This is a genomic window from Kitasatospora albolonga, from assembly GCF_039535905.1.
GTDB classification, from domain to species: domain Bacteria; phylum Actinomycetota; class Actinomycetes; order Streptomycetales; family Streptomycetaceae; genus Kitasatospora; species Kitasatospora albolonga.
Genome location: NZ_BAAAYB010000082.1, coordinates 30,631 through 44,888, shown reverse-complemented (window position 1 = coordinate 44,888; position 14,258 = coordinate 30,631). Strand labels below are relative to the sequence as shown.

The following is a 14,258-nucleotide window of genomic DNA, read 5'->3' as shown; positions in this document are numbered from 1 at the left end:
CTCCCCGGTCACCAGGCTCACGCCTGCACCGCGTCGTCGGCCGGGAGGTAGGCGGCCAGCCAGCGGTCCAGCTCGGCGAAGACCCGCCCCCGGGCGGCCTCGCCGGAGAGCACCAGGTCGTGCATGCCGTCCGGGATCCGCACGGTGGTGACGTGCCGTCCGAGGCGGGGGGCGAGCGCGGAGATGTCGTCGGCGCGCAGCACGGCGTCGCTGCGGTGCAGCGCCGGGTCCCAGCGGGTGGTGCTGATGGAGGCGGTGGAGGCCATCAGCAGCACCGGGCAGTCGACCCGGAGCCCGGCCCGGACGGCGCGGTGGCCGCGCTGGATCGCGGCCAGCCAGCCGGCGTAGAGCGGGAAGCCCTCGGCGGGCTTGAGGGTGAGGTCGAAGTCCCAGCTGCCGCGGTGGTCGCGGTGCAGGCTGTGCACGTAGTGCGGGTTGAGCGAGCTGGGGAGCTTGCGGGTGGCGGAGGCCCGGCCGACGGCGTCGATCAGGGGGGCGCCGAGGGTGCGCACGGCGGGGGCGGCGGGCATGGAGAGGAAGGGGCTGTTGAGGAAGAGCCCGTCCACGACTCCGCGCCCGGCCCGCCGGGAGGCCCAGAGGGCGGTGATCAGGCCGCCGGTGGAGTGGCCGTTGACCAGCAGCCGCGTGTGGCCGTCCTGCTCCCGGACGATCCGGACCGCTTCGTCCAGCTCCTCGTCGTAGGCCGCCAGGTCGGTGATGAAGTTCGGCGACTGATGGGGCCTCAGGGAGCGGCCGTACTTGCGCAGGTCGAGTGCGTAGAAGGAGTACCCGAGCTCGGCGAAGTGGTCGGCCAGGTGGGTCTGGAAGAAGTAGTCCACGTAGCCGTGCACGTACAGCACCGCGCGCCGCGATCCGGGCAGCAGCCGGCGGACCAGGGTGGCGCTGACGGCGCCCTCCTCGTCGGCGGCCAGCGGCAGCTCGGCCGCCTCGTACGGGGCACCCAGCAAGGTGTCGGTCCGGAACTCCACGTCGTACCCGCTCCTGATCGGCCGTCGGTTCTACTCGTCGTCGACCTTAGCGCCCCGGTGGCGCCGGCCGACGGTGCCCCGGAGGACCGACACGATGCCGAGGCCGGCGGCGCAGACCGGGACGGCGAGCAGGGCGCCGAGGATGCCGGCGATCCCGGAGCCGGCCACCACTGCGATCATGATGGTGGCGGGGTGCAGCTCGACGGTGCGGCTCTGGATGATCGGCTGGAGGACGTTGCCCTCGATCATCTGGACCGCGAGCACCACGCCGAGGGTCCAGATCGCGGTGCCCAGCCCGCCGTCGGCCAGGGCGACCAGGACGGCCACGGTGCCGGACAGGAAGGCGCCGACGAAGGGGATGTAGGCGCCCATGAAGACCAGCGCGCCGAGGCCGGGGGCACCGGGGACGTCGAGGATCAGCAGGCCGATGGTGATGAAGGTGGCGTCGATCAGGGCGATCAGGGTGGTGCCGCGCATGAAGCCGGCCATCGCGCTGAAGGCCTGCTGTCCGCAGGCGATCACCAGCTCGGCCTGACGCTCCGGCAGCACGCCGCGCACCGCGTCCCCGGTGCGGTGCCCGTCCCGGAGGAAGAAGAAGACCAGGGCGAGCGCCAGCACCCCGCCGGTGACCAGCTGGGTGAGCACGCCGATGCCGGAGAGCACCCCGTTGGCCAGCTGCCCCACCACCGTGCTGCCGGTGCCGGCCGCCGAGGAGAGGCCGGACTGGATCTTCTCCCCGGCCGGGCCCAGCCAGTCGGCGATCCGCTGGCCGGTCTCGCGCAGCGAGGCGGCGATCTGCGGGGCGCTGTGCACCAGGGAGTTGGTGAGCAGGGTGAGCACGGCGGCGACCGCCAGCACCAGCACCGCGCAGGTGAGGGCGGCGGCCAGGCCGCGCTTGACGCCGCGTCGGACCAGCCAGGGCATCACGGGGTAGAGCAGCGCGGTGGCCAGCAGCGAGAGGATCACCGGGATGGTGGCGGCCCGCAGGGCCACCAGGGCGTAGACGACCAGGGCGGCCACGGTGATGAACAGGACCACCGCCACCGACCAGGCGGCGGCCGCCCGGACGGTCGGCGGGAGCATCAGGTAGGGCGGCCGGAAGTCCTCGGGCGGCCGCTCCGCCTCGGTACCGGGCTCCACTGCCATGCCGCCGCCTCCCGCCACCCGTGCCTGATCCGTCCATCTGATCACAGGATCTGACGGAATGTCCGGATCGGCGGCCGGCTACCGCGCGCCGTCCACCACCCTGCGCAACAGCCCGATGCGGTTGCTGGTCACGGAGGCCACCCCGAGGGCCAGCAGCCGGACCATGGTGCGGCGGCGGTCGGCGGTCCAGGTGCTGACGGCCAGTCCGCTGTCCGCGGCGGCCCGGACGTAGTCCGCGTCCAGCAGGCCGAACGGCGGGTTGAGGTAGCGCGGGCGCAGGTCGGCCAGCAGGGTGGCGGCGGGCTGCTGCGGGAGCTTCCAGGTCAGCGCCAGCTCGGCCGCCGGGTCGAGCGCACGGACGGCCAGCATCGCGGACGCCGGCCCGCACCAGCCGGTGGAGCGCTCGGCTCCCAGCCCGCGCACCACCTCGTGCGCGGCGGCGGCCGGGCCCGGGCCGTCCAGATCGAGCAGCATCCGGGCGCCGGGGTACGCGGCGGCGGCCTTCAGTGCCTCGGCCAGGGTCGGGACCCGCATCCCCGGCGCACCGATCTCCTCCAGCTGGGCGAGGGTGACGGAGCCGATCGGGCGCTGGTCCTCCCAGAGCCGGCGCAGCGTCAGGTCGTGCAGCAGCACCGGGACGCCGTCGCGGGTGAGCTGGACGTCGACCTCCACCGCGTCGGCCCCGGCGGCGAAGGCCGACTCGACGGAGGGCAGGGTGTTCTCGCGGAAGCGGTACGGGTCGCCCCGGTGGGCGACGGCGAGGGCACGGGCGACGGCCATCAACCGCGCTCCACCACGACGTTGGTGGACTTGATCACCGCGGTGGCCCGAGCCCCGGGCACCAGCCGCAGTTCCTCGGCGGACTCCCGGCTGATCAGCGAGACCACCCGGAACGGCCCGGCCTGGATCTCCACCTGGGCGGCCACGTCGCCGAGCAGTACCTCGGTCACGATGCCGGGGAAGCGGTTGCGCGCGGACGACGGGCGACCCTCCGCCTCGGCGTTCTCCGGCTTGGCCAACTCCCGGGCGAAGGCCGCCAGTTCGGCGCCGCCGATGATCCGGTGACCGTGCTCGTCCCGCTCCGCCGCCACCCGCCCGGCATCCACCCAGCGGCGCACCGTGTCGGTGCTGACGCCGAGCAGCGCGGCGGCCTCGCCGATGCGGTAGGGGTGGACCGGCCGGTCGGCCATGCGGGGCTCCTGACACGAGGGTGGGCAGTACCGGGATCATCCTGCCGCATCCGGGGCGGCGTCAGGTAACGGCCAGTCAGGGTTTTACCGGGCTTAAACTGGACAGAACGGTCAGTGGAACCCGAGCGATCCAGGAGCAGCAGAGCATGGCACCCGAGCCCGTCCCGTTCGCCTTCATAGCCGAGGCGGAGCGCTACCAGAGCAACGTCACCCCGCCGGAGCCCGAGCCGCGCTCGGTCCGCCGGGTGCTGGGCGGGCTGCTGGTGACGGTCGTGGTGGTCGCGGGCCTGCTCGCCGCCGTCGCCCTGGGCATGCCGGCCCTGCGCTCCCCCGCCGCCTGACCCCCGGCCCGGCCCCGCAGCCTCGTCCCCTGAACCCGCGTCAGACCCGGGTTGCGGTCAGGGCTCGCCGAAGAAGTCGCGGCGGACCGCGTCGCCGGCGGTGAGCACCGCGCCCGCGAGGACGGCGCCGCCCCCGGCCGCACCGGGCCGCACCTCGGTGGTGAACGGGCACAGGCCCGCCAGCCGGCGTTCCACCAGCGCCGCCAGCTCCGCCCCGCCGGCCCGGCCGAGCTCCCCGCCGAGCACCACGCAGCCCGGGTCGAGCACCACGCAGACCGCCGCCACCCCGATCGCGATCCGTTCGGCCAGCTCCGTCAGGAAGGCCGCCTCCGCGGACCCGCCGGCCCCCGCGGCCCCACCCGCCTCCACGGCGGCCCGCAGCACGCCCTCGGCCTGCTCCACCGGGCCGCCCGGCGGCACGGTCAGCCCGTGCTCCCGGGCCAGTTCGCAGACCGCGCGGCTGCTGACCGTGGAGTCGAAGCCGTTGTCGCAGCCGTCGGCGGTGGGCAGCCCGCCGGTGCCGGGCACCGGCAGGAAGCCGATCTCCCCGGTGCCGCCGGAGGCACCCCGGCGCAGCCGGCCGCCGAGCACCACCGAGGCGCCGGTGCCGTGGCCTAGCCAGAACAGCACGAAGTCCTCGCGCCCCTGGGCGGCGCCGATCCGGTGCTCGGCGATCCCGGCCAGGTTGACCTCGTTCTCCAGCAGCACCTCGGTCTCCGGCTGGGCCCGCAGGCCGGCCAGCAGTTCGGCGTGCCAGCGCGGCAGTTGGCCGGAGTTGTGCAGCTCCCCGGTGGCCGGGTCCACCACCCCGGGGGCACCGACCGCGACGGTGTGCAGCCGCCGCACCCCGGCCCCGGCGCAGGCCTCCGCCAGCGCCTTCAACGTACGGCCCGTCAGATCCGCCCCGTGCTCCGGCCCGGCCGACACCTCGGCGGTGGCCACCGTACGGCCCGTCAGGTCGGCCACCACCAGGGTGACCCCGGTGGCCCGGACGTCGATCCCGGCCAGGTGGGCCCGGTCGGCGACCAGGGCGTAGAGCCGGGCGTTCGGCCCGCGGCGCTGCTCGCCGCTCTCCCCCGCCACCGTGACCAGGCCGCCGCGCTGGAGCCGCTCCAGCAGGTCGGCGACGGTCGGCCGGGAGAGGCCGGTCAGCCCGCGCAGCTCGGTGGCGGTGAGCGGCCCCTGGGCCAGCAGCAGGTCGAGCGCCAGGCGGTCGTTGATGGCGCGGGCGGTGCTCGGCGTGGCCGTGCGCGCGATGGTCATGGGACCGCATCCTTCCAGAGCTATCTATCAGGTTCCCTTCCTGATAGCTTATCGCCCTGCCACCACCCGCTCGTTCCGTCAGTCCTAAGGGGGACGCCTCACCATGGAGACCATGGAGTCCGGTCAGCAGGTCCGCCGCGCCAGGGTGCGGATCGCCCTGGTCTTCGCCGTGCACGGTGCCGTCACCGGCAGCTTCGTCAGCCGCATCCCGTGGCTCCAGGACCACCTCGACCTGAGCCCCGGTCAGCTCGGTCTGGCCCTGGTCGCCCCGGCGGTCGGCGCCTCGCTCGCCATGCCGCTGGCCGGCCGGATCGTGCACCGGTACGGGGCCCTCGCGGCCGTCCGCTGGCTGCTGGTGCTCTGGTGCCTGTCGCTGGCGCTGCCCGCGACGGCCGTCAACCTGCCGACGCTCTTCCTGGCCCTGCTGGTCTACGGCGGCACCTCCGGCATGTCGGACGTGGCGATGAACGCCCAGGGCGTCGAGGTGGAGCAGCGCTACGGACGCTCCATCATGTCCGGCCTGCACGGCATGTGGAGCGCCGGCGGCCTGCTGGCCTCCGGCTTCGGCGTGCTCGCCGCGCACCAGCAGTTCGACGCCCGGATCCAGCTGGCGCTCACCGCGCTGGTGCTGGCGGCCGCCGGCTACGCGGTCTGCGGCGGACTGCTGGACGTCCGTCCCGCTCCCGGCGCCGAGGAGCCGCCGCGCTTCGCGCTGCCGCCGCGTTCGGCCCTGGCGATCGGGCTGGTCGGCTTCTGCGCGGTCTTCGCCGAGGGCGCCTCGATGGACTGGAGCGGCGTCTACCTGCGGGACGTCACGGGCGCCTCCCCCAGCGTGGCGGCCGCCTGCTACACCGCCTTCGCGGCGACCATGACGGTGGCCCGGCTGCTCGGGGACCTGCTGGTGCAGCGCCTCGGCGCGGTGCGCTCGGTCCGCGTCGGCGGTTCGCTGGCCACGGCCGGCGGGCTGCTGGTGATCGCCACCGACTCGGCGTGGGCCGCCATCCCGGGCTTCGCGCTGATCGGCATCGGCATCGCGGTGGTGGTCCCGCTCGCCTTCGCCGCGGCCGGCCGCGCCGGCGGTGACCCGAGCCGCTCCATCGCGGGCGTCGCCACCATCACCTACACCTCCGGCCTGGTCGCCCCGGCGATCGTCGGCGGCATCGCCCAGGCCAGCTCGCTGACCGTCTCCTTCACCGTGGTCACCGCACTCACCGCCGCGATGGTGCTCGGCGCGGGGGCGCTGCGCCAGAACCGCCCGTCCGACAAGGTGGCCGGCACCGTCCCGAACGACAGCGTCACCACCCACTGAGCCCCGCCGACGCCCAAGGCCCGTCCGGCGGATCCCGTCGGATCGGCGCGCGGCGTCGGGCGCTCGTCCGGGCGTGCGCCCGAGTCGGCCCCGCCCTGGACGGGCGCGGATGATTCGGGCGCGCGTCCGGGCGGGACGGTCCGGCGTCGCGCGCCCGGCAGGATCCACCGGACAGGCCCTGGGCCTGCGGACACGAGTCGGCCCCTCCCGGATGCAGCCAGGAGGGGCCGACGGCTTCTGGGCCGCGCTCCGGGGAGCGGGCGCCGGTCCTGCGTCCGGCTGACGCCGGGTCAGCGGCGGACGGCGAGCAGCAGTCCGCCGGCCCAGTCGAGCCGGACGCTGCGGAAGTCGGGGCGCGCCGCGAGCTCCGCGAGCAGCGCGTCCACGGCCTCCTGGTGTCCGGCCGGCCAGCCGGGCTGCGGCAGCAGGTCGTCGATCAGGTAGCAGCCGCCGGGGGCGACCAGTTCCAGGGCCCGGTCGAGGTGGGTGAACTTCCCCGGCCAGGTGTCCGCGAAGACCAGGTCGAAGAGCGGCCCCTGGTACTCCGTCAGCCAGGCGCCGCCGTCGGCCCGGACGAAGGAGACCCGGCTGTCCGCCGCGAACTGCTCGCGCGCCACCGCCTGCAGCTCCTCGTCCAGCTCCACCGTCACCAGTGACGCCTTCTCGTCCATCCCGTCCAGCAGCCAGGCGGTGCCTTCTCCGACCCCGGTGCCGAGCTCCAGCAGTCGGCCGCCCGGGCGGGCGGCGGCCAGCGTCGCGAGCAGCGCCCCGGTCCGCGCCTCGCTCGACATGGTGAACCCGGCTCGACGGGCGGCCTCCCGCAACGCGGCCAGGGACGCGGGCAGTTCTCTCGGTTCGTCGTCCATCCGGCGATGATCACCGCTCCACCACGGCCGGCACAAGCAGTTTCCGAGCCCACCGCGGCGACGTACCTAGGGCATCCGACGGTCCAGGCGCAGGCGCTCGCCGTCGCCCGCCCGGATCGGGCAGTCCGGCATCGGACACCCGCACTCGCCGAAGGACAGTGCGGCGCCGGAGACGTACTCGGCCCGGTCGAAGTCCCGGCGGCTGCCGTACTCACCCCGGACCTGCATCCGCTCGGCCACCCGCTCCGTCAACTCACCCATCGCCGACCTCCGTTGTCGCGCACTGCCTCGTTGTCCTGCCGACCGGGAAGTCGATCGACTAGCTTGGTAACAGGATCGACACGGAGAGCTACCAAGGCCAGAGGTGACGATCCAACAACCGATCCGACAGACCGGGGGACCCTGCACCGATGCCCAGTCCGCGTGAGCTCGACCCGTCCGAATCCATGCTGGCGCTCTTCGGTTCGGAGCTGCGCGACCACCGCACCAAGGCCCGGCTCAGCCAGGAGGGCCTCGGTGATCTCCTCGGCTACACCGGGTCGTTGATCGGTCAGATCGAGACCGGCCGGCGCACGCCGACCCGGGAGTTCGCCGAACGGGTCGACGCCACCCTCGACGCGGCCGGGATCTTCTCGAAGCTCTGGCCGCACGTGACCCGCGGCCAGTTCCCCAGCTTCTTCAAGTCGTACGCCGAACTCGAGCCCCGGGCCTGCCAGATGCTGGAGTACGGCGGGGACCTGATCCCCGGGCTCGGTCAGACCGAGGGGTACATGCGTGCAGTATTCGAAGCCGGATTGCCCTTGGCCCGACCGGAACTGATCGAGGAGAAGGTCGCAGCGCGCCTGGGACGACAACAACTGCTCACCGGTCCAACACGTCCGCTGTTGTGGTGGCTTCTTTCGGAAAATGCCATTCGTCGACCGGTGGGCGGTTTTGACACGATGGCTGATCAGTTGACGAAGCTGCTTGGCCTGGTCCGGTCAAGAATGGTGGTGATCCAGGTACTGGAGACGTCCCGTGGGGCGCATGCGTTGCTGGAGGGTTCGATGACGCTAATGTCCTTCACCGACGGCACCCCGGACACGGGGTACGTCGAGGCGCCGCATACCGGTGTGCTGGTCGAAAACCCCGACCGGGTAAGGGAGTTGAGACTCTCCTACGACCTGGCTCGGGCCGACGCACTCTCACCCGAAGCGTCGCTGAACCTCGTTGAAAAGGTAGCTAAGGAGCACCAGAACCATGCTGACGAACAGCGAGCTGAACCGAGCTGACTGGCAGTCGTCGAGCTACAGCGGGGCGTCCGGCGGCAACTGCGTGCAGCCGGCCCTCAACCTCTCCGCCGCGCACGGCGTCGTCCCGGTCCGCGACTCCAAGGACCCGCAGGGCCCGCACCTGGAGTTCGGCACCGCAGCTTGGGCCGCGTTCGCCACCTGGGCCGCGGGCTTCGAGGTCTGATCCAGGCCCTCCGGGGTCTGATCGAGGCCCTTCGAGGTCCGGTCCAGGCCTGAGCCCCACCCCCCACACCGACCCGCCCCCGGGTCCTGGCCGTCGATCCGGACGACGGCCCGGCTACCCTCGGGGCCATGAACCACGCAGCTCCGCCCGCCCCACCCGTCCTCCGCAACCCCGTCGGCGCCCACGTACCGGTGGCCGGCCGCGGACTGGTCGGCACCGGGCTGGCGTACGCGGAGCGGGTCGGCGCCGAGGCCGTGCAGGTCTTCGTCGCCAACCCGCGCGGCTGGGCCACGCCGTCCGGCGACCCGGCCCGCGACGAGGAGTTCAGGGCGGCGTGCGCGGAGTCCGGCATCCCGGCCTACGTGCACGCGCCCTACCTGATCAACTTCGGCTCGGACAGCACCGCGACCCGGGAGCGCTCGGCCGACTCCCTGCGCCACTCGCTGAGCCGGGGTCACCGGATCGGTGCCCTCGGCGTGGTGGTGCACACCGGTTCCGCCGTCGGGCAGGAACCGGGCGGCGGCTCCCGGTACGCGGCCGCGATGCGCCAGGTGCGCGAGGACGTCCGTCCCCTGCTGGACGAGCTCGACGCGCTCGGCGAGGCCGCACCCTGGCTGCTGCTGGAGCCCACCGCCGGGCAGGGCAGCTCGCTCTGCTCCCGGATGGAGGACCTGGCCGCCTACGTCGAGGCGCTGGACCACCACCCCAAGGTGGGGGTGTGCCTCGACACCTGCCACGCCTTCGCCGCCGGGCACGACCTGGCGGACCCCGAGGGCGTCGCCAAGACGCTGGACGCGCTCACCGCCGCAGCCGGCCCCGGCCGCCTGCGGCTGGTGCACGCCAACGACTCGATGGACGTGGTCGGAGCCCGCAAGGACCGCCACCAGAACATCGGCGCCGGACACATCGGCGCGGCCGCCTTCGCGGCGCTGCTCGCCCACCCCGCGACCGAGGGCGTCCCGTTCGTGATCGAGACCCCGGACGGACGCCACGACCCGGACCGGGTGGAGGGCGTTCGGCATGCCGCCGACATCGCTCTGCTCAAATCCCTGCGGAACACAAATCCCCTCGGAGAGAAGCAGTCTGACGATCAGTCAAACCACTCCAACGAGTGAGACTCGGCCCCCGCCGCCGGGGTAGGTCCCGGGCGACCGACGGCCCGGAGGGGCCGGGGAGGGGAACCCGAATGACCACGCGCACCGTGCTCGACCAGAAGCTCGACCGTTCCTTCGACATGTTGGACACCGACCGGGACGGGCACATCCGCGAAGAGGACCTGATCTCGCTGGCCTCGCGCCTGAGTTCGGCCTTCGACAGCCACTCGCTCAGCGTGGTGGCCCGCCTGGAGGGCGCCTTCGCCGCCCTCTGGGACATCGACCTGATCCCGATGGACACCGCCCACAAGGGCTCCATCGACCGCGAGGAGTGGCGGGCCGGGGTCCGCAAGGCCGTCGCCACCGACCGGGCCGGCTTCCTCGGGCGGATGAACACCATGCTCCGGGCCTGGCTGGAGCTGTGCGACACCGACGACGACGGGTGGCTCAGCCGCGAGCAGTTCATCACCATGTACGGCCGCACGCTGGGCCTGAAGCAGGAGAAGCTCGAGGTCGCCTTCACCATGCTCGACACCGACGGGGACGGCGCGATCAGCCTCAACCAGGTCTGCCACGCCGTCGAGGAGTACTACACCAGCGAGGAGGCGGACACCCCGGGGAACTGGCTGTTCGGCCCGCTGCGCTGACGCCCCGCCGCGCCGTGGTGGTGGAGCGGGGGGCACCACCACGGCGCGGCCGCCGGAACCGCACCCGTCTCAGGACGAGCGGTAGCGCCGGCTCGCACTCGTCCAGGCGTACACCCCGTCCACCAGCTGCCTGGTCCCCTCCAGGTACCAGCGGGCACCCGGGTGACGCAGCACCAGCCCGCTGCGCAGCAGCTCGCTCTCGGCCCGCAGCCCCGCCGTCCGGTCCGCCACCACCCGCCGGGCCGTCTCCCGGCTCAGCCCGAACTCCCGGCGCAGCAGCGTGACGGTGTTGAACCCGTTGCCCTGCCTCTCCTCCCGCTCCAGCGAGAACAGGTCGTTGATCAGCGTGGCCGCGTCGGCGGTCTGCGCGCGCAGCCGTCTCCAGTCCGCCCGCAGGCAGAGCCCGCGGGGCAGTTCGCGGTCGGCCACCCGCTCCAGCAGGTTCATGAACGGGTAGAGGCAGCTGGCGTGCCGGCGCATCAGCACGGCCGGCAGCCCGCCGGGCAGGGTGCCCCGGCTGCGGTGCTCGGTCTCCGTGACGAAGGTGCGCAGACAGTCGGCCCAGTCCCGGGCCGCGCGCCTGCGCCAGCGGCGGCTGCGCCCCAGGCACTGGCGGTACCAGAGCTCCGTCCACGCCCCGAGCAGGGCGTCGCCCCGGTCGGCCGGGGGCAGCAGCGGCACCCTCGGCCGGCCCGCGGCCCTGGTGACGGCGATCAGGCGGCCGGTGAACTCGCCCGCGCTGGGCGGGTGGTGGCCGATCGGTCCGTCGAAGTGGTCGTCCAGCAGGGTGAACCAGCCGAGCACGTCCAGCAGCAGCCGGCGCTCCCGCGCGGGGGCTCCGGGGTAGCTGAGGTCGATCAACTCCGGTAGGCCGTAGGCCCGGTAGCGCTCCAGCCCGTGCCGGCGGATCAGTCCGTGCCGGAGCAGCCAGTCCTGGTGCCGGAGCTCCTCCTGACTGCGGGCCTCCAGCGCGGAGTTCACCGGCGTCCCGCCGGGGCGCCGCGCCGGGCCGGTCTCTCGAAGGCGGGCGCCTCGGCGGCGGGCCCCTCGGCGGCGGGAGCGCTCGCGGGTGCGGGCAGCAGACGGGCCGTCAGCCGTTCGGGCTTGAGCCGGACCCCCTGGGCCTGCACCGTCGTCCACACCACCTCGCGGGCCCTGGCCCCGGCCACCGGCCGCAGCCGCCAGGTCCGCAGCAGGGTGACCGCGACCACCGCCAGCTCCATCCAGGCGAAGGCCTCGCCGATGCAGCGGTGCTTGCCGGCGCCGAAGGGCAGGAAGGCGTGCCGTTCGGTGGAGAGCGGGCGGTCCGGGTCGAAGAGCAGCGGGTCGGTGTGGCGGGAGGGGTCGCGGTGCAGGGCGGTGAGGCTGTACAGGAGTTCGGCCCCGGCCGGGACGGTGTACGGGCCGAGCCGGACCTGTTCGGCGGCGGTGCGCATCAGGAAGGCGTTGGGGGCGTGCAGCCGGAGCACCTCGCGCAGCACCCGGCGCAGGTAGGGCAGCCGTTCGATCGTCTCGATGCTCAACTCCTCCCCGGGTCGCAGCTGTTGGTCGAGCTCGGCGAGCAGCTCGCGATGCACCTCGGGATGGTCGAGCAGCTCCTGGCAGAGCCAGCTGAGGGTGGTGGAGACCGTCTCGGTGCCGGCGCCGAACATGGCGATGGCCTCGGAGCGGACGGCGTGCTCGTCGAGCGGGCGGCCGGTGGCCGGGTCGGTGACGGTGCGCAGGAGGGCGAGCAGCGGTCCGGCCTCGTCGTCGGACGGGGTGCGGACGGCCTGGTCGACCACCCGGTTGAGCACCCGGACGGCGGCGGCGAAGCGGCGGTTGACCGGCAGCGGGAGGCGGGCCAGCGCCGGGTGCGGCCAGAGCGACTGGATGATCTGACCCTTCACCAGTTCGGGCAGGGCCCGGTGGAAGGCGCCGGTGTGGGCGGGGCGCAGCCGGGCACCGAAGAGGGCACCGGTGACGATCTCCAGCGCGAGGTGGTTCATCTCCCGGGCCACGTCCACGGTGCGGCCGGGCTGCCAGGCGCCGATCCGCTCCCGGGCCAGGCGTTCCACCAGCGGGACGTACCCGGCCACCCGCTCGGCGGTGAAGGCGGGTTGGAGCGAGCGCCGGCGGTCGCGGTGGGCGGTTCCCTCGCTCATCAGCAGGCCGTCGCCGAAGGCGTCCCGCAGGGTCTGCTGCACGGCGCCGCGCGGGCAGGTGCGGGCCAGCGGGGTGAGCAGGGCGTGCACCAGGGCGGGGCTGGTGACCACGTGGACGGTGCGCGGGCCGAGGCCGATCCGGACCACCTCCCCGGTGCGGGAGAGCGAGCCGAGGAAGCCGAGCGGGTCGCGGAGCAGGGCCGGTGCGTGGCCGAGTCCGGGGAGTCTCCCCGGTGCGAAGGGGACGGGTGGCACGGACATGCGGATCGCCTCGCTCTCGGGAAGGGCCCCAGGCGGCGGCCTGGGATGGGGACGGCCGCCCACTCTCCGCCCCGGGAGAATTCGGCACAAATCGCCCGCCACCCAAAGAGATGACCGCCCCGCCCGTGACCTCGCCGGACCCCGCTCCTTCGCCACCCCGCGCTCCGGCCACCCAGGGCAACGCCCCCCGTCCCAACGGAGCAGCCGGTCCGCGAAAGAGCTGACCATAGGTCACCGGCTCGGCCCACTGGCCCCTTTCACCCGTCCGCCCGCCGTCCTGCCACCGTTCGGCCTCCCCTCCCTCCCGCGCCCCCGGTCTGGGATGGTGGTGTGCGGCACGCACGTCCCCTACCGGAAGAGGCAGCACGGACATGGACATCGAGTCGCTCCGCCGGGACACCCCGGGCTGCGCCCACAAGGCGCACCTCAACAACGCCGGTGCCGCCCTGATGTCCCGGCGGACCCTGGACGCCGTCACCTCCCACCTGGAGCTGGAGGCCACCATCGGCGGCTACGAGGCCGCGGCCGCCGCCCAGGACCGGATCGAGCACACCTACGACGCGCTGGCCCGCCTGCTCGGCGCCGACCGCGACGAGATCGCCGTCACGGAGAACGCCACCCGCGCCTGGGACATGGCCTTCTACGCCCTGCGCTTCGCCCCCGGCGACCGCATCCTCACCGCCCGGGCCGAGTACGCCTCCAACGCGATCGCCTTCCTGCAGACCGCCCACCGGTACGGGGTCAGCGTCGAGACCGTCCCGGACGACGAGCACGGGCAGCTCTCGGTCGAGGCGCTGCGCTCGATGATGGACGAGCGGGTGCGCCTGATCGCCGTCACCCACGTGCCCACCCAGGGCGGCCTGGTCAACCCGGCCGCCGAGATCGGGAAGGTGGCCCGCGAGTTCGACGTCACCTACCTCCTCGACGCCTGCCAGTCGGTCGGCCAGCTCCCGGTGGACGTCGCCGAGATCGGCTGCGACCTGCTCACCGCGACCGGCCGCAAGTTCCTGCGCGGCCCGCGCGGCACCGGTTTCCTCTACTCCTCCCGCCGCCTGACGGAGCGTCTGGAGCCGCCCTTCCTGGACCTGCACGCGGCCACCTGGACCGGCCCCGAGTCGTACGAGGTCCGCCCGGACGCCCGCCGCTTCGAGACCTGGGAGACCTTCTACGCCGGCAAGATCGGCCTCGGCGTCGCGGTGGACGCCGCCCTGGAGCTCGGCCTGGACGCCATCGAACGCCGCGTCACCGCACTCGCCGCCCGCCTCCGGGAGGGCCTGGCCGCACTGCCCGGCGTCCACGTCCACGACCAGGGGCTGCGCCGCTCGGCCATCGTCAGCTTCACCGTCGACGGCCACGACTCCCCGGACGTCGCCGCACTGCTCCGCTCCCGCGACGTCAACGTCTCCGTCTCCTGGGCCACCAGCGCCCAGTGGGACCTCGGCGCCCGCGGCCTGCCGACGGTGGTCCGGGCCTCCGTCCACTACTACAACACCGAGGACGAACTCTCCCGCCTGCTCGACGCCCTCCCCCGGCCCAAGGCCTGACCTCCCCCG

16 protein-coding genes are annotated in these 14,258 nt (G+C 73.8%); 7 read left to right on the top strand and 9 right to left on the bottom strand.

All coding sequences use genetic code 11. The features are described 5' to 3' along the window. Positions 1 to 17 precede the first annotated feature (17 nt). The 4 genes from ABD946_RS19905 to ABD946_RS19890 all read right to left on the bottom strand — a co-directional run bounded on the left by ABD946_RS19905 (position 18) and on the right by ABD946_RS19890 (position 3,325). Positions 18 to 989: an alpha/beta hydrolase gene (locus tag ABD946_RS19905; RefSeq protein ID WP_345285426.1), complete on the bottom strand. Its 972-nt coding sequence runs from the start codon at positions 987 to 989 to the stop codon at positions 18 to 20. 30 nt (positions 990 to 1,019) lie between these two features. Then, on the bottom strand, positions 1,020 to 2,135 hold the full coding sequence (locus ABD946_RS19900; protein WP_345285424.1) for an AI-2E family transporter: 1,116 nt from the start codon (positions 2,133 to 2,135) through the stop codon (positions 1,020 to 1,022). Between the two features lie 78 nt (positions 2,136 to 2,213). Next, positions 2,214 to 2,915 (bottom strand): glycerophosphodiester phosphodiesterase, encoded by a 702-nt coding sequence (locus tag ABD946_RS19895; RefSeq protein WP_345285422.1) that lies wholly within the window; start codon positions 2,913 to 2,915, stop codon positions 2,214 to 2,216. Beyond that, positions 2,915 to 3,325: a TOBE domain-containing protein gene (locus ABD946_RS19890; RefSeq protein WP_345285420.1), complete on the bottom strand. Its 411-nt coding sequence runs from the start codon at positions 3,323 to 3,325 to the stop codon at positions 2,915 to 2,917. Before ABD946_RS19890 ends, ABD946_RS19895 begins: the two co-directional genes overlap by 1 nt. A 146-nt stretch (positions 3,326 to 3,471) precedes the next feature. Here ABD946_RS19890 and ABD946_RS19885 point away from each other — a divergent pair, with 146 nt between their 5' ends. Beyond that, positions 3,472 to 3,666, top strand: a complete 195-nt coding sequence (locus tag ABD946_RS19885; RefSeq protein WP_345285418.1) for a hypothetical protein — start codon at positions 3,472 to 3,474, stop codon at positions 3,664 to 3,666. Positions 3,667 to 3,723: 57 nt separating this feature from the next. On the opposite strand, the gene ABD946_RS19880 is transcribed toward ABD946_RS19885, so the two are convergent. Then, complete coding sequence (locus tag ABD946_RS19880) at positions 3,724 to 4,929, bottom strand: ROK family transcriptional regulator (RefSeq protein WP_345285416.1); 1,206 nt, start codon at positions 4,927 to 4,929, stop codon at positions 3,724 to 3,726. 103 nt (positions 4,930 to 5,032) lie between these two features. Between ABD946_RS19880 and ABD946_RS19875 the strand changes: the two genes are divergently transcribed. Then, positions 5,033 to 6,238 carry an MFS transporter gene (locus ABD946_RS19875; protein WP_380150053.1) on the top strand — a complete coding sequence of 402 codons (1,206 nt, stop codon included), beginning with the start codon at positions 5,033 to 5,035 and terminating at the stop codon, positions 6,236 to 6,238. 290 nt (positions 6,239 to 6,528) lie between these two features. On the opposite strand, the gene ABD946_RS19870 is transcribed toward ABD946_RS19875, so the two are convergent. Beyond that, positions 6,529 to 7,104, bottom strand: coding sequence for an O-methyltransferase (locus ABD946_RS19870; RefSeq protein ID WP_345285414.1), 576 nt, complete (start codon positions 7,102 to 7,104; stop codon positions 6,529 to 6,531). A gap of 66 nt (positions 7,105 to 7,170) precedes the next feature. Beyond that, positions 7,171 to 7,365, bottom strand: coding sequence for a hypothetical protein (locus ABD946_RS19865; RefSeq protein ID WP_345285413.1), 195 nt, complete (start codon positions 7,363 to 7,365; stop codon positions 7,171 to 7,173). A 149-nt stretch (positions 7,366 to 7,514) separates the two neighbouring features. On the opposite strand from ABD946_RS19865, the gene ABD946_RS19860 reads away from it, so the two are divergent. From ABD946_RS19860 to ABD946_RS19845, 4 genes are all read left to right on the top strand, one after another. Next, the gene (locus ABD946_RS19860) at positions 7,515 to 8,375 is read left to right on the top strand and encodes a helix-turn-helix domain-containing protein (protein ID WP_345285411.1); all 861 of its coding nucleotides are present in this window, start codon (positions 7,515 to 7,517) and stop codon (positions 8,373 to 8,375) included. Further along, positions 8,344 to 8,559, top strand: a complete 216-nt coding sequence (locus tag ABD946_RS19855) for a DUF397 domain-containing protein (protein ID WP_345285409.1) — start codon at positions 8,344 to 8,346, stop codon at positions 8,557 to 8,559. The genes ABD946_RS19860 and ABD946_RS19855 overlap by 32 nt, the downstream gene beginning before the upstream one ends. Positions 8,560 to 8,687: 128 nt before the next feature. After that, on the top strand, positions 8,688 to 9,674 hold the full coding sequence (locus ABD946_RS19850) for a deoxyribonuclease IV (protein WP_345285407.1): 987 nt from the start codon (positions 8,688 to 8,690) through the stop codon (positions 9,672 to 9,674). Positions 9,675 to 9,745: 71 nt separating this feature from the next. Beyond that, on the top strand, positions 9,746 to 10,300 hold the full coding sequence (locus ABD946_RS19845; RefSeq protein ID WP_345285405.1) for an EF-hand domain-containing protein: 555 nt from the start codon (positions 9,746 to 9,748) through the stop codon (positions 10,298 to 10,300). Positions 10,301 to 10,369: 69 nt separating this feature from the next. Here the strand turns inward: ABD946_RS19845 and ABD946_RS19840 are convergent, their stop codons facing one another. Together ABD946_RS19840 and ABD946_RS19835 are read right to left on the bottom strand one after the other, a co-directional pair. Next, positions 10,370 to 11,281: a terpene synthase family protein gene (locus tag ABD946_RS19840; protein ID WP_345285403.1), complete on the bottom strand. Its 912-nt coding sequence runs from the start codon at positions 11,279 to 11,281 to the stop codon at positions 10,370 to 10,372. Next, positions 11,278 to 12,705 (bottom strand): cytochrome P450, encoded by a 1,428-nt coding sequence (locus ABD946_RS19835; protein ID WP_345285401.1) that lies wholly within the window; start codon positions 12,703 to 12,705, stop codon positions 11,278 to 11,280. Before ABD946_RS19835 ends, ABD946_RS19840 begins: the two co-directional genes overlap by 4 nt. Before the next feature lie 371 nt (positions 12,706 to 13,076). Between ABD946_RS19835 and ABD946_RS19830 the strand changes: the two genes are divergently transcribed. Continuing rightward, a complete protein-coding gene (locus ABD946_RS19830) occupies positions 13,077 to 14,249 on the top strand; it encodes an aminotransferase class V-fold PLP-dependent enzyme (protein WP_345285399.1) in 1,173 nt (390 codons plus the stop codon). The last annotated feature ends 9 nt before the right edge of the window (positions 14,250 to 14,258 follow it).